The organism is uncultured Roseobacter sp. (assembly GCF_947493125.1).
GTDB lineage: Bacteria > Pseudomonadota > Alphaproteobacteria > Rhodobacterales > Rhodobacteraceae > Roseobacter.
The window spans coordinates 21284-47535 of sequence record NZ_CANLQB010000013.1; the positions used below are offsets into that span (position 1 = coordinate 21284).

The window sequence follows — 26252 nt, forward strand, 5'->3', positions numbered from 1 at the left end:
CCTGCGCTGTCAGCGCGACGCCACGACGATTCCCGCGAAGATCAGGGCGACGCCAGCCCATTGGTTGACCCCCAGATCCTCGTTGAAAAGCAGGTTGCCCGCCACCGCGATCATGGCAAAGCCCGCGCCCGCATAGGCGGGGTAGACCAGGCTCACCGGCAGATAATCGAGCGTCTTGGCGAAGAGAAAGACATTGCCCAGGTAGCACAGGCAAGCGCCGAGAAACCACGGAGACAAAGCCATTTGCAGGATGGGCGCACCGTCCGCGACCACCCGGCCCTGTTTCAGCAGAATCCCTGCCGTGGCATTCACGGCCGCAGCAATTCCGAGAAGAACCCAGGCATTCATCAGATCTTCTCCAGCACGGCCCGGCGCTGCAGCGCAAAGACCTGCGGAGCCACCCCGCACAGCACCTTGTCGATCCCGTGCAGCACCTGGAGCACAGGCCGGGGCAGGGGGATGAAGAAGGTCTTGGAGGTCACGCCGCCCGAGGCGAGATAGACGAGCGTTTCGGAAAACCCCTGCTCCAGCACCTTGAAGCCCCCCATGCGTGTCTCGAATGCTGCGGCATCGTCAAAGAGCAGGTTCGGCACCACGTTGTTGCCCGACCACAGATCGGAGGGGTCGTTCACCGGTTTGCTGTCGTCAAACACATCGACGTCGTAGGAATACCCCTCGATCCGCATCATGTGCAGCATCATCCGCATCAGCACCGAGGCGTTCACATCCTGGACCAGGAGTTTACCGCCGGGCTTCAGGATACGGCGGACCTCGGCGAAGAATTTCGGCGGGTAGGGCACATGGTGGATCATGTTCGAGGCGATGACGAAATCGAACTGCGCGTCCTTGAAGGGCGTCTCCAGCGCATCGACCATCTTAACGTCGAGCCAGTCATATTCGTTGTAGTCGGTCAGCAGGTAGGATTTCGCCTTCAGCACATCCTTGCCGTAGCCCTGCCCGCAGCCCAGCTCGACCCCTTCCGCGGTGTCGGGGTCGATGAACCGCTGCATCCAGCGAAAGCGGTTGTCGAGCAGGAAGACAAGGTTCTTGTTCGCCCCGGCATAGAAGGCTTTACGCGCTTCGGGCACATTGCCTTCGTTGCGCATGCGGTTCTCTTCATGGGCCGGGCGGTAGGGGGCTCCGAGGATCAGGGGCCGGGCGCTGGATGTCATGGTCTCTCCTCTCAGGCGGCCTTGAGATCTTCGATCACGGTTTCCATCCGCTTGCGGGTGCGGTGATAGACGTCCTCCATCAGAATATGGGCAAACTCGCCGTTGCGCCCGACGCTGTAGAGCCCCGGCACGCCGGTGGATTTATTGAACTCCCGCCGCACCTCCTCATAGGCCAGACGGTAGACCGGATAGGCGATCTTGGTGCGCAGCACCCGTGCGTCGAGGAAGCGGTCCGTGATGTCGGGCACAACGTCCGAGAGCTGCTCCAGCATCCGCTGGGCGAGCGCATCATCCTCCATGTTCCACAATTCGCTGCCGGCCTCCGCCCCGATATCGACGGAGAAATAGGTCTTGCCCTCGGGCGCGGTCCAGGGCAGCGAAATCGGTGGTTCCTGGACGCGGAAGAAGTCGTATTTCTCCTCCGGGAACCAGACCGCGACATCGGGCATCAGGTTGCGGCCCTTGAGGAAGAGGTTGACGAAAACCACGTTGGAATAGCGGAAATCCAGAAGCGGTTTGAGCACATCCGCATCGGGTGCAAGCCGCGGCAGGATGTTCACCGGCGCGGTGCTGATAACCGCCGATGCGGGCTGGACGCCGTCCGCGGTTTCCACGCCAATGGCGCGGCCGTCCTCGATCACGATCTTCTTCACCGGCGTGTTGAGCCGGATGTCACAGTCGAGCCGGTCCACGAGGCTTTTGCAGATCGCGGCAATGCCACCTTCGGGATAGGCGTGCCAGACCTTGGGCGTCTCGGGGAGATCCTGGCAGTAGCCGATTGCCACGGCTTTCTTGTTCATCCGCCCCATGGCGCGCAGGTAAAGCGTGTGCAGCACGCCCGGAAGCTTGTTGCCGATGTCGGGAGACAGCTCTTCCGCCCTGGCACCGGCGAGCCCTTCCATCAGCGGAATGGCCACGTCATGCGCCATCTCGGGCCCGACGGTGGCCTCGGCCCATTTTGCGGCATCCTTGTGGCCCCCGGGGCGGACCCCCGATGCCTCGACCAGGCGGCTTTTCAGCGCGCTCAGTGTGTAGCGGGGTACGGTGGCAAGCCCGAAGGGGTAGCTATAGGTTTTTCCCCCCAGCACGATGCTTTCGCCGAAATATTCCACATCCCGGCACTGGTCGGTCACCCCGAGCGTTTCCGCCAGCCGGTTGGTGATGAGGTGGGTGCCGAAATCGTATTTGAACCCGTCCATGTCGGTGAAGGTGGCGGCGAGCCCGGTCGCACTGCCCGAGGCCTCGAAGATAACGACAGGAAGGCCCTGCTCGCGCAGCCGTGTGGCAGCAACCAGACCGGCATATCCGGCCCCAACGATCACAACGGGATGGTCTGACATAAAAATACCCTTTCTTCAAAAATACCACAGGGCCTAGCCGCCCTGCGTCACGAACCCTTTGACATAGCTGGTGGCAATCGCCGTCACGCCCCGGCCCATCAGCTTTTCCAGAGCGGCGATGAAGCGGCGCACCTCCTCTTCGGTCACGATGAGCGGTGGCTCCAGCCGGATGACATTGCGGTTGTATTCGGTGAACGCCACGAGGATGTCGTAGTCACGCAGCAGAATAGAGCCGATGAAGCCGCACAGAGACCCTTTGAGCTTGTCGTCCGCCTTCGACAGCACACCGCGGAAGAGCCCCGGCATGGTCTGGCTGAAATCCTGGAATTCGAGCCCCACCATCAGCCCTTCGCCGCGCACCTCCTTGATCATATGCGGGAACTTCGCCTGCAGACGTTTCAGCTCCGAGATCAGCAGGGCCCCCTGTTTGGCGGCATTCTCCAGCAGGTCGTCGTCGTAGATCGTGTTCAGCGTCTCGATGGCGGTGGCGCAGCTTTCGCCCATGCCGCCGAAGGTCGCCTGCGCATGGATGATCGCCGTCTTCGGGTCGCCATAGGCCTGCATGTAGAAGTCCTTGCGCGTGATGACCGCGCCGACAGCCGCCTTGCCCCCGCCCAGCGATTTCGCAAGCGTGACCACATCGGGCACCACGCCTGCATGCTCAAAAGCAAAGAACTTGCCCGTCCGGCCCACGCCGCATTGTACCTCGTCGGCGATCCAGACCACCTTGTGCGCATCGCAGAGCCTGCGCACCTCCTGCCAGTAGTCCGGCGGTGCGGTGATGATGCCCGCACCGCCCTGGATGGTCTCGAGGATGAGAACCCCGATCTCCGGGTCGCCCTCCAGACGGCGGCGCAGCGCGTCGATGTCGCCGAAGGGGACCTTCACGGTGGTGGTCATCAGGGTGAAGTCGTTCTGATAAAGCGGGCTGTCGGTGATCGACAGCGAGCCGCGGGTCTTGCCGTGAAAGGCCTTTTCGGCAAAGAGGATCTTCTTGCGCCCGGGCCCCGCCACGCGTTCGGCGATCTTCAGGGCATATTCCACCGCTTCCGATCCGGCGGTCGACAGAAACACGTGATCGAGCGTGCCGGGGGCGATCTGTGCCAGGTTATGCGCCAGCGTCGCGGCATATTGCGACATGAAGGCGATGGCGATCTCGTGGCGCTTTTCCTCCTGGAACCGTTTGCGGGCGGCGAGGATGCGCGGATGGTTGTGCCCCAGCGCAATGGAGCCGAAGCCTCCGAAGAAATCGAGGATCGCTCGCCCGTTCTGGTCGTAGTAATACATCCCCTCCGCCTTGGAGAGGGTGATCTTGTGAAAGCCCAGAAGCCGGAAGAGCCCGTATTGCGCAGGGTTGAGATGCGCCTTGAAAAGCTCCGCCACCTTCTCGTTGCTCATGGCAAACGCGTCTTCGAGCGTCAGCAGCTCAGGCGGGGGCGGAGCCGGGGTGGTGTCCACGGGCGTGGCCTCCTCGGTGCGGATCGGTGTCTTGTTCATGATAGCCCAAGTCTCTCAGATTGGTGCGATTTGAAAACCCCGGCGGCCCCGATATCCCGGCGCAGCGCCTCGAAATTCTCCAGGTCGTCGTATCCGCGCCGAAAGGTTTCGGCACTCATCCGCGCATCCTTGGCCAGATAGATGCGCCCCTGGTAGGCGGTGACGATGGCATCGAGACGGTGCAGCAGCCTGGGCAGCGTCTTCGTCATCGGAAAATCCAGCGCCAGCGTATAGCCCTGCATCGGGAAAGACAGCCCGGTGCGCGACTGTGCGCCCATCAGCTTGAGCACGGCGAGGAAGGCCCCTTCACCGGAGGCCCGGATCGCATCAAGCATCTGGCGCAACCCGCGCAGGCTGGCAGCCAGCGGCAGGACGCATTGATACTGGACGAAACCGCGCCGCCCGTAGAGCCGGTTCCAGTGCAAGACCGCGTCGAGCGGATAGAAATAGCTGTCGTAATCCACCAGCTGTGTTTCTGTCTTGCCGCGCTGTGCCCGCCAGTAGGCCATGTTGAAGGCGCGGGCGCTCCAGCGGTTGAGCAGGAGGTTGGGGGCATTGGCGGGCACTGACAGTCGCCGACGGGCTGGGGCCTCCAGCGGACGGGCGCGGCGCGCAGCAGGCAGATCATCGAGGCGCGCGTGCTCTCCGCGGAACAGCACCGTGCGCCCCTGCGCCGCGCCACCGGCCAGCGCATCGATCCAGGCCACCGTATAGGTCCAGTCCTGCGAGGCCTCGAAGGCGGCAAAGGCCGCCTCAAGATCCGGCGCCATCACGGTTTCCTGACGCATCCATGCGGTCTCGACAGGGATCATCTGCAGCGCCAGACGCCGGATGATCCCGGTCAGCCCCATGCCACCCAGAGTAGCCTCAAAAAGAGCCGGGTCCTCGGTCGGGCTGCAGCGCCGAAGGCTGCCGTCTGCACCCATCAGCTCCAGCCAGAGCACATGATCTCCGAAGGCGCCGGCCGCATGGTGGTTCTTGCCATGCACATCCGCGGCTGCCGCACCGCCCAGGGTGACGAATTTCGTACCCGGCGTCACCGGCACGAACCAGCCCTGCGGCACCGTGATCGCCAGCACATCGGCGAAACTCGCACCAGCCTCGGCCTCCAGCACGCCGGAGGCGGCATCAAGCGAGACCGCCCGGCCCATCTGCGTTGTCCGGATCACACCCTGCGCCTGCAGCGCACTGTCACCATAAGCGCGCCCGGCGCCGCGCGCGATAACGGGGCCGGTCTCCAGCACCCGGTGCGCACCCTCACAGGTTTCAGGGGCATGTGTGACACATTTCAAGACCGGGTAGCGGCCCCAGCCACTCAAGAGTTCATCGGTGGGATGATGACGATATTGCAAGCCCCTTCCCCCCAAAATCTATAAACTTATACCAAATTACCGGGTTCACTTGTGGATCTTGGCCCGCTCAAGTCAACGATTTTTGCCATTCCGTCGGCAATTTGCCGCAAAGCGCTCCGATGTGGATCACAAATTGACATCCTCGCGGCCTTGGGGCCATTTTAACCGGGCGGTGAAAATCATGTTCCCGACCTCCGGACCCTATCGGTAAAGATCTCTTTTCAGAACGTATGTTTAAATGGGCTGATGCGGCATGCAGGACGCACAACGATTTCATAAAGACTTTGCGCTGATTTTTTTCGTTCTCTTCGCAATCTACGTGTTGCGTGACGTGCCAGGCGCCCTGGCGCCGCCGCTTTTCAACGAAGACGGCCCCAACATGCTGGACTTCTACACCGCCAGCCATGCCCCCGCAGATATCTTCCGCTTTTACGGCGGCTATGTCTCGGTCGGCCCCAACCTTTTGGGATATCTCTTCGGGTTTCTGCCGATTGCAGCGGCCGTCTACGCGCTCTACTGGGTCCCGATTGCGATTGCCGCACTGACCTTCGCGGTTATGTGCCATCCAAGCTTTGCGCTTCCAGGCATGACCCGGCCGGAGCGGATGTTCATCGCTCTGCTGCTGGGGCTTTTTCCCGCCGCCAACACCGCCTTGATGACCAACACGACCTTCGCGCTGTGGAACCTGGCGATCCTGCTGTTCTTCCTCGGTCTGCTGTGGACACCGCGGACGGGAGTAGGCGCCGTGGCGGGTGCTGTGTTCTGCGTGATCGCGGCCACATCGCACCCGGTCTCCGTCATTCTGTTCCCCGTTCTGCTGTGGCGCGTCTGGCAAGCGCAGACTGCGCTTGAACGCTGGGCCTTCCTGCCCGTGACCGCAGTGCTGCCCGTCTATCTTCTGATCGGAGTGGCCCCGGATGGGTCGGGCGATACGCCCGCGATCATTGCCACACTTTGGGAAGCGATACGGCTGTTTCTGGAGCGCGGTATCTTCGAGACGCTCTTCAGCACCCGGGTGCGCAGCATGTTTCTGCACCGGGATCTGGCCGTCGGTCTCTGGATTATCAGCCTGGGCCTGCTCGGGGTCGTGATTTGGCAGGCCCGGGGCCGGGTGCGCCTGCTGGTGGTGGTGCTGCTGACCCTCGGATTCGGCAACAGCCTGTTTTGTGCGGTCGCGCGGGAGATGCCGCTCGAAAACACCTGGGGGCACCGCTACGGGTATCTCACTGGCGTTCTGTTTCTGTTGGCCGCAGCGCTCAGCCTGCTGCCGGCCTGGCGCCGCTGGTCTCCGGGCCTGCGCTGGCTCCGGCCGGCGGCCATCACAGCCCTGACCGGGCTGATCCTGTTGTCGCTGGCCCTGAAGCTGCCCTATTACCGCACCAACCCTGTCAAACGCATGGAAGTGGCGCAGTTGCTGGACACCCTGCAAGATGCCACGAGCCCCTACTGCCTGCGTGTCGACCGCGGCGAATGGAGCTTTGCAGTGCGGGATTCGGAAAACGCCGAATGCGTCACATTGCCTGCGGTCACGAGATAGCCCGCCTTGTAAGGAGGGGCCGCAGCCCGCAGGGGACATATCGGCCCGATAGGGTGCGCAGCGGAGCGCACAGGCCTTCTTTTACAATTTTCTTGGAGTTCAGGCCCGCTACCATGCTATGATGGTGATCTGATGTGTAGATTTTAACGAAGACAGATTTTTTAATGACAGCACACGGATTTTCAGTACCGCTTGTGGACGAGAGACCGCTTTGCGTTGATCTCGACGGAACACTTTCCCGGGTCGATACCCTGCACGAAGGCATGTTGCGCGCGCTCAAGAAGGCGCCTGCCGACTTTCTGCGCAGCCTGCCGCTGGCCTTGGCCTCCAAGGCGCGCTTCAAACGGCGCATCGCCGAAATCGCACCGACACCTGCCGAGACACTTCCGCTCAATGAAGACGTGCTCGCCTATGTGCGCGCGCAGAGCGAGCAGGGGCGACAGGTCGACCTGGTCTCTGCCGCAGACCAGTCCATCGTGGATGCCGTCGCCTCGCGGCTGCCGTTTTTCAATCGTGTGATCGGCAGTGACGGGCAGACCAACCTGAGTGCCGCCCGCAAACTCGCGGCCATTCGAGACCTGCATGCCGAGGGCTTTGTCTACGCCGGTGACAGCCGGGCCGACAGCGCCATCTGGCAGGCCACTGACCAGGCGATTGTCGTGGGCACCGAAACCTTTGCGCGCCAGGCCATTGGCCCTGCGCAACTGGCGGCCCTTTTCCCGCGCGCCCTGTCATGGCGCGCTGTCTGGCGCGCGGTGCGGCCCCATCAGTGGGCGAAGAACCTGCTGCTCTTCGTACCGCTGGTGCTGGCGGGGCAGGAGGCGGTAGGCGCGGATTTCCTGATCACGCTTCTGGGGTTCGCTGCGTTCTGCTGCATTGCGTCAGCGGGCTATATTTTCAACGACCTGATGGATCTCGATGCCGACCGGGCGCATCCGAAAAAACAATTCCGGCCCTTTGCTGCGGGTATTCTGACGGCCGCTGAAGGTGTCGTACTTTTTGCCGCGCTGATACTCGGAGGCGGGCTCATCGCCTGGACCCTCGGGCCTGTCTTCATGGCCGTCTGCGGCCTCTATTTCTGCGGCACGATGCTCTATTCCTTCTGGCTCAAGCGTCGCCCGCTGGTCGATATCATGGCCCTGGCCTCGCTCTATACGATCCGGATCGTGGCCGGCACGGTCCTGACGGCGAATACCTTCTCGTTCTGGATCTTCACCTTCTCGATGTTCATCTTCGCCAGCCTCGCCATTCTCAAACGCTATACCGAACTGATGGACGAGACGATTCACAGGACCGTCCGCAAGAGCCGGGGGTATACGGCAACGGACCTGCCGCTGCTGCTGCCGTTCGGGGCGGGGTCGGCGGTCGCAGCGGCCCTGCTTTTCGTGATCTACCTGGTCGAGGAGCGCTTTCCGTCGGGCGCCTATGCCAACCCCGAGCTGCTCTGGCTGATCTTCCCGATCCTGCTGTTCTGGCAGATGCACATATGGCGCGCAGCCTTGCATGGCAAGGTGCAGGAAGATCCGGTTCTCTTCGCGCTCAAGGACCGGCTGTCACAAATCCTCGGCGGGCTGTCCGGGCTGGTGATCGTCGCCTCCTGGTAGGCCGCTACCGGCCCCGGGCGCGGTCACCCGCCGTACATGCGGTAGACCCGGCGCCCCATGTAGAACATGACAGCGAAGAAGAGCCCCAAGGGCAGCCAAAGCGACAGCGCAGAGGGCAGCCCGTGGATTTCAAGCACCTTGTAGACGGGGATCACGAACTGGTGCAGCACGTAGATCGGGAGCGCAAGCCCGCCGAAGGTCAGGGCAATGCGCAACAGCACCCGCGCGCCACCCTTCGCCTGCGCCCAGCCCGGCAGAACCGTCAGGAACAGACCCAGCATGAACACGCAGAGACTGCCGTAGTACCCCAGACCGATCAGCGAGGTATGCATCCGGGTAGAGCTGGTCAGCAGAATGGTGCCATGCGCCTGCAGAAGGGCAGCGCCGCAGAACACCGCACCCAGTCCGCCAACCAGCAGCATCCGGCGGCGCACGACGTCCATATCGCTCTGCTGCGTGATCCAGTATCCCACCGCGATCCCTGCCGCGGTCATCGTGCCCAGCTTGAAGACATTGTAGCCGCCGGCCCCGAACATCAGCCGCAACAGTTCGACCGGGGAGACATATTGCGCATCGGGCATGAGGTCGCGCATGAGCTGCCACAGCCCCCAGCAGACAAGCGACAGGATCAGCAGCGTGGTGACCGGGTGTTTCAGCCGGGCGAGCGGCGGCAGCCACAGGCGCGCGGTGGTCAACATGATCGTGTAATAGAGCAATACGCTGTAGAAGGCATTGGAGACGGTCAGCCAGTTCATCAGGTTGCCGCGCCGTTCCGCATAGCCGAGATAGACGATCCCCATCAGCACCGCGCCCAGCCCGACCAGCAGCGCCGCACGGTCGGTCCGGTGATAGACGGCCCGCGGGTCCCGCCGTATCTCCAGCAGCATATAGAGCCCGATGCCGATGCCGAAGACAAAGGCAAACCCCGGCGTACCGAGGCGCGTGAAGGAAATGAACAGGGTCTGCGGAAGCCCCAGCATGTTCATCAGCCCTGGCCCCCAGTGCGAGAGCAGCACCGCCATGACGACCACCGCCCGGGTCAGGGTCAGCGCCCATGTCAGGCGGGTCTTCTCCGGCAGCGGTGCACGCGCGGCGGCCGGGGCAGGGGCATCGGGCATGGCCTGTGCCGCCACATCCCGCAGGCTGGCCCCTTCGAAGGTTGCATTGATGGCCGGGCGGGGAATACCGGCCTTTTCCATCACCAGCCCGATCTGCAACCCACTGAGGGAATCGCCGCCGCTGTCGTAGAAACTGTTGTCCGGCCCAATCTCCACCGCGCCCAGAACACGTACCCAGAGCTGCGCAATCCGCGCCTCTTCCTCCGAAAGCGGCACCCCATGCACGTCCTTGGGGGATGTCTCTGCCGCCCCCTGATCTTGCCCGCTGTCGGACGCGCTCTCGCGCAGGACGGCGCGGCTGATCTTGCCGGTGGCGGTGCGGGGCAGCGCATCGAGCGTCACCCGTTTGAGGTTACCACCCGCGCTCACGCCCTTTTCCTTGAGCGCCTGCAGCACCGCCGCCGCCACGAGATCTTCCATGCCGTCCGCAGGGGGTTCCAGTGCCAACAGCACAGCCTCACCGCGCATCGGATCGGCCACCGGGGTCAGGGCGAAATGCCCTCGGGCCGCTGGAACAAGCGCGGCGACGCGCGTCTCCAGGGCTTCCGCGCCGACCTTGATCCCGCCCAGGTTCATCTGGTCGTCGAGACGCCCGAGAAAGTACAGCATGCCGTCGCGGATCTCGCCCCGGTCGGAGGTGCGCAGCCAGCCATCGGTGTCCGCCAGCGGCATGATGGCACCGCCGGAGCCGAGCCGGCCCGGCGCCACATGTGCGCCGCGGATTTCAATCGCGCCCTTCGCGCCGATCCGCACCCGGTCCTCCGCAGGCCCGACCGACTCCAGCCTGTCCGCATCGGTCTCGTCCGAGATCACCAGAAACGTTGTCCGTGAGGCTTCGGTCATGCCGTAGTGCTGTACGATCCGAGCCCGGGGAAAGAGCCGCTGCATCTGCTGCTTTTCCTCCGCGCTCATGTACTGGCTGCCGATCTCGATCCAGCGCACGGCCTCTCCGGCCGTCCCGATCACGTCGGGCGCGGCGAGGATGAGCCGCCACAGGCTCGGCACTGCGGAGATCGCATTGATCTCGCCTGCGTCGAGCAATTGGCGGATCTCCACCGGATCGAACCGCTCGGGCAGATAGCAGGCACCGCCCGCCGCACTTACCGCGCGCACGCGTCCCAGCCCGAAGGAATAGGTGACCGGCACACCGATATATTCGCGGATCTCCTCGGTGACCTGCATCACCGCATTGAGCCGTTGCACCACGTCAGACAGGTTTCGGTGGGACAAGACGATGGCCTTGGGCTGGCCCTCGGTCCCGGAGGTGAAAACGATCTGTGCAGGTCTGTCGCTGACAGACGTCTCATGCGTCAATCGAAGCCAGCCCCGGGTTTCCGAGGCATGGGTCAGGGATGTGAAGGGCACGCCATAGGCTGCGGGGTCGATGTCGGGCCGCGTGACGGCAAAGAGCCGCCCTGCATCGTAGGATGCAAAGGCCGCTTGCAGAAACTCATGCGAATTCGCGGCAGCAATGGCAACCAGGCCATCTCTCGCCACCGTATCGAGCGAGGCGACATCCAGATGATCCATTCGGGTCATTGTCCGCTCTCACCATCATTCAGGCGCCCGACCGGATGTGTCATGCGCCAGGTCACAAGAGGTGGCCCATCCTCACGTCTGCAAGTGACATCGAAAAACTGCGACCCTGACACCAAAACGCGCTTACCTCTTCTTGGCTCTCTGACGTTTGCCCGGACACGACCCTGACCGGCGCTCCAAAACCGATGATCTGACCCCAATACTCCATATGCCACGGGCCTGAACAGTCAGTTCAAAGGGACATAGATCCTCTTGTGCCGTTTTTGTAGTGACGGACAGAGACGGGTCGCGGCGTCTCGATGTCTGTGGGTGGCCTCCATCGTGCACCCTCATCGTAAGAGCTCACCAGCATCCCATACGGCTCTCCCGGCACGCCGTAATCATGGTTATGTAAAATAATTGCCGGGATCAGGCCCTTTTGCAGCAGATAGACTAGTTTTCAATCAGCGACCGCAGCCTCTGAATTTCTTCTTTCGCGCGCCGGATCTGGTCGCGCTGATCGGTTGGACCCGCAATGCTGACTGCGGTCTGATATTGGTTGAGCGCATCCTCTCGCCGATCCAGAGCCGCATAGACCTCGGCCAGATGGTATTGGACGATCGGATCTTCGGGCAAGCCTTCCGCTGCCGCTTCGAGATACGGCAGCGCCTCTTCGCTGTTGCCCCGCCGGTGCATGATCCAGCCATAGGTGTCCTGTATCGGTGCAGCTTCGACATCGCGGAAACGGCGCGCCACGATCCAGGCCCGCTCCAGGCTTTCCGCGTCATCTTTGTAGGTGCTCAAGAGGCTGGCGAGGTTGTTGGCAACGATGACCGCATCGGAGTTGGCCGCATAGAGCGTCTCATAGATCTCCACAGCGTCGTCGATTTTCCCGTCTTGCTCCAGATAGCCCGCCTTGGCCAGAAGCAGGACGGCATTCTCCGGCAGATGCGTCAGCGCCTCCTCGATGACACCGCGGAAGGCTTCGGGATCTTCCTGCCGGATCTTCAATCGTGCCAGCTCCAGCCAAAGGGCACCGCTGGCCTGCGGGTTCTGTGCCAGAAGATCGCGATAGATCGTTTCCGCGGCCGCCAGATTGCCGCTCGCCGCCTCAATGCCGGCCTGAACGGCCGTCAGGCGCAGATCCTCCGGGCGCTCTTGACTGAGCGTTTCGATCAGGCTCCGGGCCGCATCTATGTCCCCGGTCGCGAGCCGGGCCCGCACCAGTGCAATCTGCGACGACAGGCTGGCATCCGCAGAATTCGCAATGCTTTCCAGATAAGCGACGGCATCTTCCGTTCCGCTCTGGCGGCTGATCCGCTCCGCCTCGATGGCATTGGCGGCCTGTGTCGCGCGCTCGGTCTCGAACCCGCGCAGCGTGCGCACCACCTGCTCTGCCCGGCCGAAATCGTTCATCTGCAGATAAAGCTCGCCCGTTACGATCAGCAAATCGAGGTTCTGCGGGGTCAGACGCAGCGCCTTCAGCAGAATGTCTTCCGCCGGCAGGTACCGTTCCTCGCCGATCAGAAACCGCGCATACCGGATTGTCTCTGCCGGGGCGTTGCCCGAGGCCTCGACCGCCAGGGCCAGGAAATCCTGCGAAAGCTCCGGGCGCCCGACACGCGCATAAGCTTGCGACATGAGCGTCATTGCCTCTGCGTCATTGGGCTCGCGGTCGAGCGCTGTCCGCAGACCGGCAATCGCCGCGTCGGTTTCATCCGCGTCGATCTGCCAGGCCGCCTGCATCTTGAGCGCCTCCACCTGGCCCTCGTCCGCCGCAAGAATTTCACTCACCCGTGCGCGCGCGCCGACCTCGTTGCCCGATGCAAGCTGCATCTTGGCCAGCGCAACCTTTGCATCAAGCACCTCAGGCGTGTTCTCGGCATCCCGCACCAGCTCTTCCAGCTTGGCAATGGCTGCCTGCCGGTCCCCGGCGGTGAAATCGAGACTGGCCAGAACCAGTTCGAAAGGAAGCGGATTGTCCGCAGCCGCGGCAGCCGCCCGCAGCTCTTCCCGCGCCGCATCGGTTCCCCGCACTTCGAGGATAAAGCGGATCAGATCCATGCGGGTTTCCTGCGACTGCGCCTCCTCGGCACGGGTCCGCAGGAAATCCTCGGCCTTCTGCAACTCGTTGCGTGACAGGTAAAACCGGATCAGCGTGGCCTTATGCGTATCGTTCTCCGGGAACAGTGTGATCATGTCCCGAAGCTGCGTCTCGATGGCCGCATCGTCGCCGAGCTCTGCCAGAATGCCGAGGCGCTGCGACATGAATTGCTGGTTCAGCGGATCCTGTTCCAGCATGAAATCGATGTCCTCCAGCGCCGTCTCGAAGTCACCTTCGCGCAAGGCGTCATCAATCCGCACCGCTCTCAGCACCGCATTGTCGGGCTGATCTTCCAACAGCGTGGAGACATTCTGCAACGCCGCGCGACGGCTGGGCTCATCGTCTGCGCGCGCCGCCGTGCCATAGGCGCGCACAGCCGTAATCGCCTGCACACGGGGCGCATCGGCCGCCAGTTCTTCGGCATGAGAGCCGTGACGCTCGACTTCTTCCATGTTCCCCACGAGCAATGCGATTTCTGCCAGAAGGACCCGCACATCGAGATCGTCGGGATATTGCTCTACGACACGCAGAAACTGCCGGTAGGCGCGCTGCTTGTCGTTCTTCTCTTCGAGATAGACCCGCCCGAGCGCCTCGCGCGCTTCCCGATGCGTGGCATCCAGCTGGAACACATTCCGGAATTCCAGGATGGCGCGATCCACATCCCCTTCTGCCAGAAGGGCAAGACCGCTTTCATAGTGCTCGTTCGCGCGTTCATCCGCCGTCTTGCAGGCTGTCAGAGCGAAAAAGGCGACAAGCAGCAAACAGACTATTTTCGATGGCACATTTACGACACGCACGTTTCAGTCCTCTCTTAGGAACACTATCCGGAAGAAATCATGGTTCGGCAGACGCTGCCAAACCCGCTCTCCAAATCACGACGATATGTTTTTTATATGTTTTTTTGATGATCAGGCGTTGAAGCGCTGAAGCTTGGCATATTTTAGGGTTGCCTGTTCAGCGGGTAAACGGAAAAGGAGAAGCGCTCCCTGATAATTCCGTGAGTTCAGCACCCGGTTCCGCGAAGAACGACACCAACAGTGCGCACGAGCACGCCAAGATCCGTGCGCATGGACACCATGTTGTCATAGAGGTCGTCATAGTGCACGCGACCGCTGAATTCGCAGTTATTCCGGTCGGAGATCTGCCACAGGCCGGTCAACCCCGGACGCAGGTTATAGTAGGATTGACCAGAGTAATGCGCGCGCTGGGACACCATCATCGGACGCGGCCCGACCAGCGACATATCCCCTGTGAGGACATTCCAGAACTGGGGCAGCTCATCCAGCGAGGTCTTGCGCAGGATGCGACCGATCGGGGTGATGCGCGGATCATTCCGCAGCTTCTGATGCTGTTCCCATTCCTGACGTGCTGCAGGGTTGGCAGCGAGATGCGCTTCCAGCCGTTCGTCCGCATCATGCACCATGGTGCGCAGCTTCCACATGCGGAATGTGCGGCCGTTCCGCCCGACACGCAGTTGTGAATAGAAGGGATTATGACCGTCGCACGCGATGAGCGCTGCGGCGACGAGAACCAGAACAACGATGAAAGGCAGCGCGATAAGGGTCGCGACCAGATCAATCAGAGGCTTAACAAACGACCGATAGAACCCTGACGACGCAAAGCGGCGGGGCAAGGGGTCTACGATTTCCTGACTGTGAAGAAATTCGCTGTCATGCGACGAAAATTGCAAAGTCATAATCTACCTACACCAAACTCTGGATCTGAAAATTGATCCTACCTCACCAAGCACACACTCAACACTCGGCCCCGAAAATCATTCTATGCACGGCCTTGGTCTAGTACCTAACAGCAATCTGCGACACGGGCAAAGCTCGTCTCAAAAAAAGGTAAAATTTTTCAAGAATAATGTCCAAATTTTCGTCACATCACCGGAAATACACGTTCTGATTGCGCGGGCGGCACCAACATCGGCCTCGACAGAGCGCCGGCACACGGAAAACCGAATCGCCCCCGCTTTTTGACGTTCACTCAAATTTCATATGTAAAAGCCCATCCTTCCCTTACTGTGGTATTTGCGCGGAAGATTGCCGGGGGCCGTCCCGGGCGCCTCATTGCAGCCTCATGACTGCCTTGATTTAGCAAAAATTTTCCCATAGCCGCTGTTGGGCGAGCCTTTGGCGACCTACATTTTACGAGTACAGTATCAGCGCGAGTGGTCAGCAGCAGGAAGGCACACTTACATGGCCAGTGAACTTTACACGGCACATTTCGGCTTCCGGGAACGACCGTTTACGCTTTCGCCCGACCCGGACTTTCTGTTCTGGTCCAAGGCACACGGTCGCGCATTCTCGGTGTTGAAATACGGGCTGACGACCAGCGCGCCCCTCACCGTGGTCACCGGCGAGGTCGGCACGGGCAAGACCACGCTGATCCAGGCTTTGCTGCGCGATATGGACAAGGAGGTCTCCCTTGGCCTGATCTCCAATGCGCAGGGCGACCGGGGCGATCTTCTGCGGTGGGTGCTCAATTCGCTGGGCGTGTCGCTGCCGCAGGACACCGATTATGTCTCCCTGTTCCAGCACTTCCAGAATTTCGTGATCGACGAATACGCCAGTGGCCGACACGTGGTCCTCGTGATCGACGAAGCGCAGAACCTCGGGTCGGAGATGCTCGAAGAGCTGCGCATGCTGACGAATATCAACTCCGGCAAGGACGAGCTGTTGCAGATCATCCTCGTGGGCCAGCCGGAACTGCGCCACATCATCAGCCAGCCGGAGCTGCGCCAGTTTGCCCAGCGGGTCACGGTCACCTACCATATCGATCCCTTCGATCTGCGCGAAACCCGCGACTACGTCCGGCACCGGCTGCAGCATGTGGGGGGCACCGGCGATGAAATTACCTCCGGGGCCGTGCGACATATCTTCGAGGAGACGGGTGGCATCCCGCGCATGATCAACAAGCTGTGTGATCTGGCGCTGGTCTACGCCTCCGCCGCCGACCAGCAGAAGGCTGGGCTCGGCGTGGTGCGTGAACTCTACCGGGACGGGCTGATCCTGAAACCCGCCGAACCGCCGCTCTACCTGACCAACCGTATCGACGTTCCGCAAAAGGCCGCCGAATGAATATAGATCTTGCATTTTACTGGCGATTGTTTCTCAACCGGCTGCCGATCATGCTGGCGTTCGTGCTGGTGTTTTCCAGCCTGGGCGTCATCACGGCACTGAAACTGCCCGAAACCTATGCCACATCCGCCAGCCTGCTGGTGGAGGAACCCCAGATCCCGGACCGCATGGTGGCCTCAACCGTGCAGACGGATGCCAATGAGCAGCTCGACATCATCCAGCAAAAGCTGCTGACACGCGCCAACCTGATCGACATGGCCAATGAGTTCCGGGTGTTCCGGGACATCGGCGAGATGAACCCCGACACCGTGTTCCGCGAAATGCGCGCCGCCACCTCGATCAAGAAATCGGCAGGGCGCAACCGGGCGACCGTGATGACAATTAGTTTCGAGGGCCGGTCCGGGCGGGTCGCGGCGAATGTCGTCAACGAGATGGTCACCCTGGCGCTGGCGGAGAACACCACGCTGCGCATGTCGCGCGCGGAAAACACGCTCGATTTCTTCCAGCAGGAAGTCCGGCGGCTCGGTGAGCAACTCGACCAGCAAAGTGCGGATATCGCGATCTTCAAATCGCAAAATGCCGCGGCACTGCCGGAGGAGCAGCGGTATCGTCTGGATCGGATCAACCTGCTGCAGGAACGTCTTGCACAGCTTGAACGGGACCGCGACGGCATCGAAACGCAGCGCAGCGAACTCGTGCGGGTCTATGAGAGCACCGGGCAGCTGCGCCGTGCACAGGACAACCGACCTCGCTCATCGGAAGAAGCGCGGCTCGCCGCTGCCAAGGTCGAACTGGAGCAGGCGCGGCTGATCTACTCGGACACGCATCCGCGCATGACACAGTTGCTCACGCGCGTGGAGCGTCTGGAAAAGGCGGTACAGGACCAGATCGCTGCAGATAACACGGACGGCTCTGGCAACAGCGACGGCACAGGAACCACCGAAAGCATGCTTTACAGGACGACGCTGGCAGATATCGACACGCGCGCCGAAATCATCGCCGACGAGATCACCCGCGTTCAGGGTGAGATCGAAGAGCTCAAGCAGGCGAATGCGCAAAGCGCGGCCAACGGCATCGAACTGGCCGGGCTGGAGCGCGACTACGTCAACATCCAGAACCGCTACAATGCGGCGCTGAACAACCTCAATGCGGCACAGGTCAGCGAGCGGATCGAAAGCACCGCCCAGGGGCAGCGGATCACGGTGATCGAGAATGCCAGCGTGCCGCAATTCCCTTCCGGACCGAACCGGCCCCTCATCGCGATGATGGGGGCCATGGCCGGGATGGGCCTCGCCGCGGGATATTTCGTTCTGCTTGAGCTGCTCAACCGCGCGATCCGGCGGCCTGCGGAGTTGCAAAGCAAGTTCGACATCATCCCTATCGCCGTCATCCCCTATATGGAAAGCGCGCGCCAGAAACAGATACGCCGGATCACCCGGGTGACGGTCACGCTTGGTGTCCTTGTGATCGTTCCGCTGGCGCTATGGTACATCGACACCAATTACATCCCGCTTGAGCTGGTCGTGCAGAAAGGTCTTTCGAGGCTTGGGATCGGATAGATCCAATGTGCAGGACCAGATCTTGCGGATACTTTAAAGAGTGAACGGATATGGAAAAACTTCAGGCCGCCCTGGAAAAGGCGCGACACAAACGCAGCACCGGCACGCCGCCTGATGCGGCACGCCCAGCCGCACAGCCGCAGGCCCCAACACCGCCCGATGACCTGCATGCGATGTGGCAGGCCGTCACCCCTTTCGAGGAGGTTCCGGAGGGTCTGCTGCGCGCGCGCCGCGTCGTCACCCGACAGGCGAGCCCCTCGGCCACGCCATTCGATATTCTGCGCACCAAGCTGCTGGTTCAGATGCGCCAGAACAACTGGCGCCGGCTGGCGATCACATCGCCCATGCCCGCCGCGGGCAAGAGCACCGTGGCCTGCAACCTCGCGCTGGGGCTGGGCCGGCAGCGCGACATGCGGTCGATCCTGATGGATCTCGACCTGCGCACCCCCTCGATCAGCGATTTCTTCGAAACCGTGCCCCCCCACGAGATCCGCGAACTGCTGACCGGCGAGGTGTCGCTACAGGAGCAGGCGCTGCGGTTCGGAGACAACCTGATCTGCTCGATGGCGGCTGTCCCGGAGAGTGATCCCACCCGGATCCTGCTTGCAGAGGACACCACGGACGTGCTCCAGGACATCGAGGAGCGCTATCAGCCCGACCTGATGATCTTCGATCTGCCGTCCGTTCTGGTCAGCGACGACACCCGGGCCTTCCTGAAAAACGTCGACTGCGCGCTGATCGTGGCGCGCACCAACTCGACGCGCTATTCCCAACTCGACATCTGCGAACGCGAGGTGGCCGAACAGACCAACGTGCTCGGCACCGTGCTCAACGCCTTTCCATACGGCGACAAGGCATAGCCCGCGCGGACGCTGGCCCCCAGCCTATCGCCCCAGCATCACGCGGCTGACCGGGGGGATGCGCTGCACCACGAGATGCAACAGGATGGGCATGGCCAGGCCCGCGGCCAGCCCCAAAAGCCATCGCAGCCAGATGTCTTCGAGACCGGCGACATCCCATATGCGCCGCGAAAAGGACGTGGCGAACACGTGGTAGAGATAGATCGTCAGCGCATAGGGCCGGATCTTCTCCAGAAGATGCAACCTGGGCAGGCAGAGCAGCGCAAAAACAGATGTGCCGACCCCCATGGCAAGGCTTTGCAGATCGCGTTTGGACGCCGTGAAATCACCCGTTTCAAAGTAGGTCCAGATATTCAGGGCGGAGCTCGACAGCATCACAAGGACCGCCCCGAAAGCGATCGCCGTGGCGTGATCCCGAAGCACGGTCCGGTAGCGGAAACAGATCACGCCAAGCATGAAATACGGAAAGAGATATGTCGCCCCGTTCCAGGACATGATCCCCATCCCGGGAAAGATCCGCTGGATATAGACGACACAGGCAACGATAAAGACCAGCGGGGCGAACCGCCCGGACACCATCGCATCGAACAGACCATAGATCAGGAAGATCAGACAGATCGACTGCAGAAACCAGAAATGCGCGTAAGAGGAGATGAGGACTCGCCACGCCTCCGAAACAGGCCGCGCAAAATCGGTCCCCATGACGTTGGACACCAGCAGAAAGAGGATGGAGGCGACGGCTCCCGGCACATAGATCCGCAGGAATTTGCCTTTGACGAACTTCGGGTACTGGCTCAGAGACAAGGGCCGGATGGCATAGATATAGCCCGCCAGAAACGCAAAGACCGGCATGCGCACGTCCACGAGGAATTCCGAACTGAGCCGGAGGATATGTGGCGCCTCGATCTGCAGCCCCGCATTCGCGGTGGGCCCGACCACATGGTAACTCACCAGCATCAGCACGGCGATGGCGCGGATGGTCTCCAGGGGATTGTGCTCCGCAAGCGCCTGTGGCTTTGCGGTGAAGAAAGCGGACCGGTTCATCGAAAACGCCCATTCCCTTCTTCGACCGCGGACAGACAACAGCCGCCGGCCACATGCTGGATGGGATATTTGCCCAAAACGCGCGCTCCGACAAGCATCGCGTTCCAAGGCCACCGCATTACGCGAAAGGATCTTTGTAGATCCCCAGCTTCTGTTTCAGCACCGCCCAAAGAAACGGCGGCTCGTGGATCACATAGCGGTGGAAGCGCGCGCGCGGCTCCTTTGCCAGACGGTAGAGCCACTCGAATCCCCATTCGGTGATCCAGGTGGGCGGGCGGTCGAAATCACCGCTCTCGTAGTCAATCGTACCGCCCAGCGGCAGCCACAGCTTCACGCCGGGCATCCGGTCGCGGTATTTCATGATGAACTTTTCCTGCCGCGCCCCCTGCAGACCCACAAGACAGACAGTGGCACCGCTGTCATTGACGGCGGCGATCATGCGCTCGATCTCGGCCGGATCGCTGTCAAACTGGAAGGACGGGCTATCGGTGCCGACGATGAAGTCGCGCCCCACCTTGGCATTGATGTTGGCAGCCGCCTTCTCCGCAACCCCGGGCTTGCCGCCGCACAGAAACACCGTCACGGACGGATCATCGGCATAGCGGGTGTAGAATTTCGGGAAGTAATCCGATCCCGACACCCGCTCCCGTACGGGCGTGCCCAGCCATTTGGTGGCGAAATACATGATCTGGCTGTCGCAGGTGATCACGTCGAACCGGTCCAGCAGATCGTAGAACTCCCGGTCCTGCTGCAGCTTCATGATCATATCCACATGCAGCGTGAGCATCACACCCTCGCGGAAATGCTCGACCAGATCGTCCATGGCGATGTCATGCACATAGGCATTGAGCATCGGCACGCGTTTCATCTCGCCCAGACCCGGCAGCATATCCATCTTGCTCCCATCCGCCATCACGCGGGGTCCCCTGTCTGCACGCCCCCGCCCATGTATTTGTCCACCAGCGCCTTGGTGCCGCGGATGTTACCCGCCGAGGAGGCACCAAAGACAATGCTTTCCACGCCGGGCAGCTCGGAAATCCAGTGAATCGCCTCATCCGCCGGGATAGCACCACTGGCATAGACCGACATGGCCACCGCCCGCACACGGCCGGATTGCAGCGCATCGAGATAGGCATCATATCCGCCCGACATGCGGAAGCCGATCTTGTTGATGTTGGAACAGATGATCGGGCGCTCGATGCCTTCCTTTTCCAGCGCGTCCAGAAGCATCGGCATATTCATGGTGATATAGGCCGGCTCCGCCCCGTGTTTTTCGCGGATATGATCGTCGAAGATCTTGAACGCGCGGGTGAACCCCATGCCCAGCAGAAGATCGGTAAAGACGTTCTGGATGAAGACCACGGGCGCCTTCGTGCCCTGGAACATCTTCATCTCCATGTCGATGAGCACCCGGGCGATACCGTCCACCTCCTTGGTGGCGAGCGCCTTCGTGCCCGTCAGCGCCGTGGCCAACAGCCCGTCCGACGGCATGAACTCCCGCAGCGCGCCCACCATGCCGTGCTCGGTCACCGCATTGGCGTATTTATGGGCATAAGGCATGCAGGGATAGAACTGAAAGCCATCATAGCGCGCAGGATCGGCCTTCACCCGTTTCGCAATCTCGGCGATGCGGTCGTGCGTGGTGCACATGAAGGTCCGGATCCCCGCATCATAGGCCACATCGAGCACATCCATGATCGCATCGGTACGCTGAAAGCGCATGGCCTGGGCCCGGGCCTTTTCCTCGGACATGTGGTTGATGCCAAAGAACTGATTGTCGCCGAAAAGCAGCTTGTCCATCCCGCTCACCTCCCGAACCAGCCGCGTTTCTTCGCCGGCTGCGGGGCTGCGGCACGGGCCTCGCCCACGGGCTGACCGGTCTCGGCGTTTTCGATGATCATCGCCATGGTCCTGTCGGTCTCGGTGGCGGAGGCGAAATCATTCTCCGCTGCACCCGCCTTGCCGTCGCGCACCGCACCCACAAAGTCGTCAAGCTGGGCGGAATATTCTTCGCCACGCAGATAGAACCAGCGGTCCTCGGTCAGCTCGGTGGTGTATTTCACCGTCCAGCCGTCCTCATACCCCGCAAGCCCCGGCACCGGCTTGCGCAGATAGGCCTGGCATTCCTGGCGGTCGGCATACAGGCGGCCATTGGTGCCGATGAGGCTGATCTTGGTGGACATCTTGCGGTGGCTCTCGTCCGACCAGTTCACCGAGAGCTGCGCCGTGGGTCCGTCGTTCCAGCGCAGGGTGGAAAACACCTCATCATCGGTGCCTTCGGAAAAGACCTGCCCCAGATGCGAGCCGATCACCTGATCGGGCGCGCCGAAGAACCAGTTCAGCAGGTTGAGCGGATGTGCTGCGTAATCGTAAAGACAGCCGCCGCCTTCGGCCTTGTCGGTGCGCCAGGTGGCGCGCTTGGGCCGCAGCACAACCGGCCCGTAGGCCTCGGCCAGCACATGGGTGATGCGCCCGATGGCCCCGGCTTCGATCAGCCGCTTCATCTCGGCGAAGGCTCCGACATACCGGTAGTGATAGCCCACCTGCGCCACCCGCCCCTTGTCGGCAGCCAGCGCCGTCAGCCGCTGACTGTCCTGCCAGTCGAGACAAAAGGGTTTTTCGCAGAAGACGTGGCACCCCTTGTCCAGCGCCGCCGTCACCATCGGCGCATGCAGCCGCGACGGTGTGGCGATCACCACCGCATCCAGCGGCTCGTTTGCCAGCATCTGATCGTAATCACGATGGACCCGGGTTGCGATATTGCGGCCCAGCACGTCGGCCATGAAGGCGGAGCCGTCGCAGGCCACTGCATCCACGTCAGGATGGGCGTTGATCATGGAAAAATGGCTCAGCCCCATCTTTCCCAGCCCCACGACCGCTACTTTTACTTTCTGCACGAGCCTGCCTTACCTGAAAACCAACAAAAAAAGGCGTTGCCTGACCTGTCAAACACGCCCGGATATATCTGTCATTGCGCTTTCAGTGCAACCGCAATGGGGCAGCATTGAGGCCCGCGCGCGCGGATTTCCTGTCGTTGGTCAAAATAATGACAGTATAACCCTGTCTATATGGTGTTCGGAAAATGCCTGTTGCTTGAGGTTCCGCCGTTGCAGCGCGCGGAAAATCCTGAACAAGGTCTGTCAAACAGCAAAGGAAGCGACCCTGTATGATCACACCAGTTCTGCTCTGCGGCGGATCGGGCACCCGTCTGTGGCCCCTGTCGCGCAAATCCTACCCCAAGCAGTTTGCGCAGCTTCTGGAACGGGACTCGCTGTTTCAGGCCTCGGCACAGCGGCTGGCGGGCGCGGACTATGCCGCACCGCTCGTCGTCACCGGATCGGATTTCCGCTTCATCGTCACACAGCAGCTGCAGGCCGCAGGCATCGACCCCGGCGCCATCCTCATTGAACCGGAGGGGCGCAACACCGCGCCCGCAGTGCTCGCCGCAGCGCTGCAGGTGGCGCGCGCGGATCCGGAGGGGCTGATGCTGGTGGCCCCCTCCGATCACGTGGTGCCTGATGCCGCCGCCTTCCGGGCAGCGGTCGAGGCCGGTGTGGCGGAGGCCCGTGGCGGTCGGCTCGTCACCTTCGGCATCACCCCGACCCACGCCGAGACGGGCTATGGCTATCTGGAGCTGTCCACTGCCCCCGAAAACGGCAAGCCGGTGCCCTTGGCGCAGTTCGTGGAAAAGCCCGATGCGGCCCGCGCCCAGGCGATGCTGGACGATGGGCGGCATCTCTGGAACGCCGGGATCTTCCTGTTCCGGGCCTGCGACATTCTCGATGCGTTCCGGGCCCATGCGCCGCAGCTCATCGACCCGGTGACAGCAGCCATCGAGGCCGCGCAGGCGGATCTGGGGTTTCTGAGGCTGGACCCGAAAAGCTGGGCGCAGGCCGAAGACATCTCGATCGACTATGCCGTCATGGAAAAGGCGGACAACCTCAGCGTCGTGCCCTTCGCCGCCGGCTGGTCGGACCTGGGCGGCTGGGACGCGGTCTGGCGCGAGATGGGCCCCGACGACCGGGGCGTGGCCAGCAGCGACCATACCACCGCCATCGACTGCCGCGACACGCTGCTGCGCTCGGAAGCGGATGGGCTCGAACTGGTCGGGATCGGGCTTGAGAACATCATTGCCGTGGCCATGCCCGATGCGGTGCTGGTGGCCGACAAATCCCGCGCGCAGGATGTCAAACAGGCGGTGGCCGCGCTGAAGGAGACATCCACCCTGCAGGCCGAGGCCTTCCCCAAGGACCACCGGCCCTGGGGCTGGTTCGAAAGCCTGGTGATCGGCCAGCGGTTCCAGGTCAAGCGCATCCTGGTCAACCCCGGGGCGGCGCTCAGCCTGCAAAGTCACCATCACCGTTCCGAGCACTGGATCGTGGTGGAAGGCACGGCCAAGGTCACCGTGGATGACGAGGTGAAACTCGTGACCGAAAACCAGTCGGTCTACATCCCGCTCGGCGCCGTGCACCGGATGGAGAACCCGGGCAAGGTGCCGATGGTGCTGATCGAAGTGCAGACCGGCTCCTATCTCGGCGAGGACGACATCATCCGCTACGAGGACGTCTACGCGCGCAACGAGTCGGAATAACGCACCCGCGCCTGTGACGCGCTGTCCCCGGCCGCTGACCGCTTGAGAGCGCGGCACCGGGACTTCGGCAGCAATCCGCCACCTTCCCGATGCGCATGGCCAGTCGGTCCGTTGCGGTCTGGCTCGGGCCGCCCGGTCAGGCCAGCGTGCGCGCCAGGCTTTGCCAGAGCACATCGGCCAGACGCGCGGTGCCTGCCGGGTTGGGGTGGTGCAGATCTTCCTCCAGCCAGGGCGTGGCATCAGGCAGGAAGGCCTCGGTCACCGGCGCCCGGTGCCAGCCGTGGCTGCGGGCAACCCCCTCGTAATGGGCGATGATGGCTTGGGCGAAGGTGCCAGGGTCGGCCGGCGGACGCGACAGCGCCCCTGCCCCCCTGCTGTAGACCCTGTGCCGCGGCGGGAAGGCCCAGGTCGGAAACAGAACCACCGCCCGCGGTTGCGCCACCTTTGCCATGGCCTGCATGGCGAACGCCGAGCCCCAGCGGTCCGGGGCCCGCAGGCTGACGGTGGAAAAATCCTGCAGAACAAGGATATCCCAGCCGCTCTCCAACACCGCGCGGAAAGCGGCGATGCGCTGGGTTTCGATCAGCCGCGCGCCACGCGCCGCGGCCACCGCGATCTGCGGGGCCGCCCCCTCCGCTTGCGCCCGGGCGCCAATGCGCGCCGCAAGATCATGCCGCAACGTCATGGAGTTGCCGACGAAGAGCACCCGCGGCCCGGGCGCGCGCGGCAGATCGCGCAGCGTGGCCAGATGCGCCGCCGTCAGATCGGGCGCGCGGCGGGGCGTGGCATGCAGACGGAAGGTCATTGCACCCAACCCGGCAAGGGCGGCAGCGCCGGCGAGGCCCGCCCCGCCCAGAAGAACCGTTCTGCGTTTCATCTCCCCTCCTTGCATCGGGATGCCCGCGCAGGACGGTCTCCCGAATGACCGGATCACATATAAAAGGCCTTGTTGCCGGACCGCCGGGAAGGATAGGCTCAGCGCCACGGATCATCAGGGATGCATGCGCTTCAAGGCTACAGACCTTGTACAACAGAAGCCGCTTTTGCATAAGCTAGCTCCGCGCAAGACGGAAAAAACAGTTTGAACGGCAAGACGGCAGTCATCAACAAGCTACTCGGCCTCGCGGGGTTGGAATTGCGCCAGCGGGGACGAACAATTTCTGACCTGATGGCACAGCCGCGCCGGGCCAGCGCCGGCTGGGTCATCGAATATATCGGAACCCAGGGCGTCGGGAAGACCACCCTGAACAACGCGGTACAGAAATGCCTGCGGACGGATTGGTTTTTCCGCTCCGATCTGGGTCAAAACGGCCCTTTCGCACAGCCGAGCGCCGCCCTCGAGGATTTGCACCGCGAGATCTACTTCCAGAAGATCAAACGCTTCCAGAAAGAAAACCACAACGCGTGGAAGAGCATCACCGTCACACGCCAGATGTCGCGCGTCATCAGCGAAAGCCTGACAATCCTGACGCATGATTTTCCGCGGGGCTTCATCCTGGATGAGAGCCTGTTCAAGAACTTCCCGCGCGAGGTCCTGAAACTCTGCGGCGACACCCCCGAGCCGCTCTGGACAAAACGGGCCTTCATCCACCTGCGCACACGCGACCCCGATTTCGTGGTGTCGCGCTACCAATCCCGGGTCGAAGAGCGGACCCGCCGCGGCATGCCGCAGATCCCGCCCACCGAAGCGGAAGTCAGGACCCGTGTGCAGGAAGACAACGTGTTTTTCGACACGATCACCGAAAAGGCGCAGGCCTTCGGCTGCCCGGTGATCGTGATCTATGCCGAGGACACCCAACAGGATAATATCCGCAAGATCATAGATCTTGAAAAAACCATCCGCGCGCAGGCCTGACCGCCCCTTTGCCAAACG

General features: G+C 62.2%; 20 protein-coding genes. 7 read left to right on the forward strand and 13 right to left on the reverse strand.

Annotation, left to right across the window (positions count from 1 at the left end; translation table 11 throughout):
* Positions 1–9 precede the first annotated feature (9 nt).
* Genes Q1A71_RS21560 through Q1A71_RS21580 form a run of 5 tightly spaced genes read right to left on the reverse strand, consistent with a single transcriptional unit; the run spans position 10 to position 5361 of the window.
* On the reverse strand, positions 10–348 hold the full coding sequence (locus tag Q1A71_RS21560; protein WP_299681688.1) for an SMR family transporter: 339 nt from the start codon (positions 346–348) through the stop codon (positions 10–12).
* Entirely contained in the window at positions 348–1172 is an 825-nt protein-coding gene (locus Q1A71_RS21565) for a class I SAM-dependent methyltransferase (protein ID WP_299681691.1), read from the reverse strand. The genes Q1A71_RS21560 and Q1A71_RS21565 overlap by 1 nt, the downstream gene beginning before the upstream one ends.
* Positions 1173–1183: 11 nt before the next feature.
* A complete protein-coding gene (locus tag Q1A71_RS21570) occupies positions 1184–2512 on the reverse strand; it encodes an FAD-dependent oxidoreductase (RefSeq protein ID WP_299681694.1) in 1329 nt (442 codons plus the stop codon).
* A gap of 33 nt (positions 2513–2545) precedes the next feature.
* Complete coding sequence (locus Q1A71_RS21575; protein ID WP_299681697.1) at positions 2546–4009, reverse strand: aspartate aminotransferase family protein; 1464 nt, start codon at positions 4007–4009, stop codon at positions 2546–2548.
* Complete coding sequence (locus Q1A71_RS21580; protein ID WP_299681700.1) at positions 4006–5361, reverse strand: FAD-binding oxidoreductase; 1356 nt, start codon at positions 5359–5361, stop codon at positions 4006–4008. Before Q1A71_RS21580 ends, Q1A71_RS21575 begins: the two co-directional genes overlap by 4 nt.
* A 253-nt stretch (positions 5362–5614) precedes the next feature.
* On the opposite strand from Q1A71_RS21580, the gene Q1A71_RS21585 reads away from it, so the two are divergent.
* Positions 5615–6898 (forward strand): hypothetical protein, encoded by a 1284-nt coding sequence (locus Q1A71_RS21585; protein ID WP_299681703.1) that lies wholly within the window; start codon positions 5615–5617, stop codon positions 6896–6898.
* A 164-nt stretch (positions 6899–7062) separates the two neighbouring features.
* A complete protein-coding gene (locus Q1A71_RS21590) occupies positions 7063–8502 on the forward strand; it encodes a UbiA family prenyltransferase (RefSeq protein ID WP_299681706.1) in 1440 nt (479 codons plus the stop codon).
* 23 nt (positions 8503–8525) lie between these two features.
* Here Q1A71_RS21590 and Q1A71_RS21595 read toward each other — a convergent pair whose 3' ends face one another.
* From Q1A71_RS21595 to Q1A71_RS21605, 3 genes are all read right to left on the reverse strand, one after another.
* Positions 8526–11159, reverse strand: coding sequence for an AMP-binding protein (locus tag Q1A71_RS21595; protein WP_299681709.1), 2634 nt, complete (start codon positions 11157–11159; stop codon positions 8526–8528).
* 432 nt (positions 11160–11591) lie between these two features.
* Positions 11592–14039, reverse strand: a complete 2448-nt coding sequence (locus Q1A71_RS21600) for a tetratricopeptide repeat protein (protein WP_299681712.1) — start codon at positions 14037–14039, stop codon at positions 11592–11594.
* Positions 14040–14245: 206 nt separating this feature from the next.
* Complete coding sequence (locus Q1A71_RS21605) at positions 14246–14938, reverse strand: sugar transferase (RefSeq protein ID WP_299681715.1); 693 nt, start codon at positions 14936–14938, stop codon at positions 14246–14248.
* Positions 14939–15443: 505 nt separating this feature from the next.
* On the opposite strand from Q1A71_RS21605, the gene Q1A71_RS21610 reads away from it, so the two are divergent.
* From Q1A71_RS21610 to Q1A71_RS21620, 3 genes are read left to right on the forward strand one after another with little or no spacing between them, the layout of a single operon-like run.
* A complete protein-coding gene (locus Q1A71_RS21610) occupies positions 15444–16325 on the forward strand; it encodes an AAA family ATPase (RefSeq protein ID WP_299681718.1) in 882 nt (293 codons plus the stop codon).
* Complete coding sequence (locus tag Q1A71_RS21615; RefSeq protein WP_299681721.1) at positions 16322–17884, forward strand: chain length-determining protein; 1563 nt, start codon at positions 16322–16324, stop codon at positions 17882–17884. The genes Q1A71_RS21610 and Q1A71_RS21615 overlap by 4 nt, the downstream gene beginning before the upstream one ends.
* Positions 17885–17934: 50 nt before the next feature.
* Positions 17935–18744, forward strand: a complete 810-nt coding sequence (locus Q1A71_RS21620; protein ID WP_299681724.1) for a CpsD/CapB family tyrosine-protein kinase — start codon at positions 17935–17937, stop codon at positions 18742–18744.
* A 24-nt stretch (positions 18745–18768) separates the two neighbouring features.
* Here the strand turns inward: Q1A71_RS21620 and Q1A71_RS21625 are convergent, their stop codons facing one another.
* The 4 genes from Q1A71_RS21625 to Q1A71_RS21640 all read right to left on the reverse strand — a co-directional run bounded on the left by Q1A71_RS21625 (position 18769) and on the right by Q1A71_RS21640 (position 22685).
* Entirely contained in the window at positions 18769–19788 is a 1020-nt protein-coding gene (locus Q1A71_RS21625; RefSeq protein WP_299681727.1) for an acyltransferase, read from the reverse strand.
* Positions 19789–19906: 118 nt separating this feature from the next.
* Positions 19907–20701 carry a WecB/TagA/CpsF family glycosyltransferase gene (locus tag Q1A71_RS21630; protein WP_299681730.1) on the reverse strand — a complete coding sequence of 265 codons (795 nt, stop codon included), beginning with the start codon at positions 20699–20701 and terminating at the stop codon, positions 19907–19909.
* Complete coding sequence (locus tag Q1A71_RS21635) at positions 20701–21588, reverse strand: hypothetical protein (RefSeq protein ID WP_299681733.1); 888 nt, start codon at positions 21586–21588, stop codon at positions 20701–20703. The genes Q1A71_RS21630 and Q1A71_RS21635 overlap by 1 nt, the downstream gene beginning before the upstream one ends.
* 5 nt (positions 21589–21593) lie before the next feature.
* Entirely contained in the window at positions 21594–22685 is a 1092-nt protein-coding gene (locus tag Q1A71_RS21640; protein WP_299681736.1) for a Gfo/Idh/MocA family oxidoreductase, read from the reverse strand.
* A gap of 269 nt (positions 22686–22954) precedes the next feature.
* On the opposite strand from Q1A71_RS21640, the gene Q1A71_RS21645 reads away from it, so the two are divergent.
* Positions 22955–24379 (forward strand): mannose-1-phosphate guanylyltransferase/mannose-6-phosphate isomerase, encoded by a 1425-nt coding sequence (locus Q1A71_RS21645; RefSeq protein ID WP_299681739.1) that lies wholly within the window; start codon positions 22955–22957, stop codon positions 24377–24379.
* Positions 24380–24515: 136 nt separating this feature from the next.
* Here Q1A71_RS21645 and Q1A71_RS21650 read toward each other — a convergent pair whose 3' ends face one another.
* Positions 24516–25256, reverse strand: a complete 741-nt coding sequence (locus Q1A71_RS21650) for an SGNH/GDSL hydrolase family protein (RefSeq protein WP_299681742.1) — start codon at positions 25254–25256, stop codon at positions 24516–24518.
* 204 nt (positions 25257–25460) lie between these two features.
* Here Q1A71_RS21650 and Q1A71_RS21655 point away from each other — a divergent pair, with 204 nt between their 5' ends.
* Positions 25461–26234, forward strand: a complete 774-nt coding sequence (locus Q1A71_RS21655; RefSeq protein WP_299681746.1) for a hypothetical protein — start codon at positions 25461–25463, stop codon at positions 26232–26234.
* The last annotated feature ends 18 nt before the right edge of the window (positions 26235–26252 follow it).

Excerpts from the sequence above, each read along its gene's own strand:
- Q1A71_RS21560 (WP_299681688.1), bottom strand. The coding sequence starts at position 348 with ATGAATGCCTGGGTTCTTCTCGGAATTGCTGCGGCCGTGAATGCCACG.
- Q1A71_RS21565 (WP_299681691.1), bottom strand. The coding sequence starts at position 1,172 with ATGACATCCAGCGCCCGGCCCCTGATCCTCGGAGCCCCCTACCGCCCG.
- Q1A71_RS21570 (WP_299681694.1), bottom strand. The coding sequence starts at position 2,512 with ATGTCAGACCATCCCGTTGTGATCGTTGGGGCCGGATATGCCGGTCTG.
- Q1A71_RS21575 (WP_299681697.1), bottom strand. The coding sequence starts at position 4,009 with ATGAACAAGACACCGATCCGCACCGAGGAGGCCACGCCCGTGGACACC.
- Q1A71_RS21585 (WP_299681703.1), top strand. The coding sequence starts at position 5,615 with ATGCAGGACGCACAACGATTTCATAAAGACTTTGCGCTGATTTTTTTC.
- Q1A71_RS21590 (WP_299681706.1), top strand. The coding sequence starts at position 7,063 with ATGACAGCACACGGATTTTCAGTACCGCTTGTGGACGAGAGACCGCTT.
- Q1A71_RS21595 (WP_299681709.1), bottom strand. The coding sequence starts at position 11,159 with ATGACCCGAATGGATCATCTGGATGTCGCCTCGCTCGATACGGTGGCG.
- Q1A71_RS21605 (WP_299681715.1), bottom strand. The coding sequence starts at position 14,938 with ATGACTTTGCAATTTTCGTCGCATGACAGCGAATTTCTTCACAGTCAG.
- Q1A71_RS21610 (WP_299681718.1), top strand. The coding sequence starts at position 15,444 with ATGGCCAGTGAACTTTACACGGCACATTTCGGCTTCCGGGAACGACCG.
- Q1A71_RS21615 (WP_299681721.1), top strand. The coding sequence starts at position 16,322 with ATGAATATAGATCTTGCATTTTACTGGCGATTGTTTCTCAACCGGCTG.
- Q1A71_RS21620 (WP_299681724.1), top strand. The coding sequence starts at position 17,935 with ATGGAAAAACTTCAGGCCGCCCTGGAAAAGGCGCGACACAAACGCAGC.
- Q1A71_RS21625 (WP_299681727.1), bottom strand. The coding sequence starts at position 19,788 with ATGAACCGGTCCGCTTTCTTCACCGCAAAGCCACAGGCGCTTGCGGAG.
- Q1A71_RS21630 (WP_299681730.1), bottom strand. The coding sequence starts at position 20,701 with ATGGCGGATGGGAGCAAGATGGATATGCTGCCGGGTCTGGGCGAGATG.
- Q1A71_RS21635 (WP_299681733.1), bottom strand. The coding sequence starts at position 21,588 with ATGGACAAGCTGCTTTTCGGCGACAATCAGTTCTTTGGCATCAACCAC.
- Q1A71_RS21645 (WP_299681739.1), top strand. The coding sequence starts at position 22,955 with ATGATCACACCAGTTCTGCTCTGCGGCGGATCGGGCACCCGTCTGTGG.
- Q1A71_RS21650 (WP_299681742.1), bottom strand. The coding sequence starts at position 25,256 with ATGAAACGCAGAACGGTTCTTCTGGGCGGGGCGGGCCTCGCCGGCGCT.